Origin of the sequence: Micromonospora sp. CPCC 205558 (assembly GCF_036902955.1) — a bacterium.
Taxonomy (GTDB): Bacteria; Actinomycetota; Actinomycetes; order Mycobacteriales; family Micromonosporaceae; genus Micromonospora.
Map to the genome: position 1 here is coordinate 1 of NZ_JBAKHR010000065.1, position 1016 is coordinate 1016.

General features: G+C 60.2%; 1 protein-coding gene. It reads left to right on the forward strand.

Translation table 11 applies throughout. The features are described from left to right. The coding region (locus tag V6U86_RS33275) for a hypothetical protein (protein ID WP_334510521.1) at positions 1–1016 on the forward strand (1016 nt) is incomplete at both ends.

Sequence of the window (1016 nt, forward strand, 5' to 3'; positions counted from 1 at the left end):
GCTTTTCAGAGTTCTGAGGATCTGGCGGAGTTCTTCAAGTGGTTTTATGGTGAGGAGCTTCCGGGTCTGCAGCCGGAGCGGTTTTATGCTCTGGCGCAGGAGTTGCACCAGGTTGCGGATTTTCTGGATGAGGCGGGTCTCGAGTTTCTTGATGGTGTGCGGTCGATTCGTTCGGGTGTGATGGGCGAGGCTGAAGAGGCTTTCGTCAAGTCGTCGGAGGATGTGGCGGCGTCGTTGGGGGCGGCGCCGGATTATGTGCGCACGATGGCGCAGATGATGAATCAGTTCTCGGCGTTGTTCAATTATGTGATCATCACGGTGGTGGCGATCACGGCCCTGTTGTTGTTCGAGTTGATCGTCGCGTTGAAGTTGTTCTGGATCAATCCGGCTTTTTTGTTTGAGTGGTTGGCGAAGGCTCCGACGATCCGGATGGGCCTTTTTCAGCTGTTCACGCGGTTGGCGGCGAAGGCGAGTCTGACTGCGGCGTTCAACATTTTGTACGAGTTGTTGGTTGATGTGACGGCGCAGTTGGTGAACCGGGGTAAGAAGTATCAGCGGGGGTGGAACAACAAGAACACCGGCGACGCGGCGGCGTCGGGGGCGTTGGAGAGTCTGGTCAGTGGGCTGTTCGGCCTGGGCGGGGCGGGTATGCGCCGGGTGGGTCGTAACACGGATGTCGGGGGTAAGAGCCTCACGTCGCATCTTCCCGGTGGGAAGGGTGGTAAGGCACTCGGGGCCGGTGGGGGTCTGGTTGGCAACGCGGGTGAGGAACTCGCCACCGAGGTGATCGTCGGTGGCATCATGAACGGTCAGATCGATACCAACATCCTCGCCCCGACCGTGGTGTCGTCGATGTTGAACGGCATGACGTTCGGCGGGATCGGCGCCGGCAGAGACGCCCTCTCCGGCGGTGGAAGGACAAACGACACTCGTCCGAACACGTCCAGCACATCGAGCACGTCGAGCACGGTGAACCCGGACACGGCCGCGGACACCGACCCGGTACCGGCGTATGA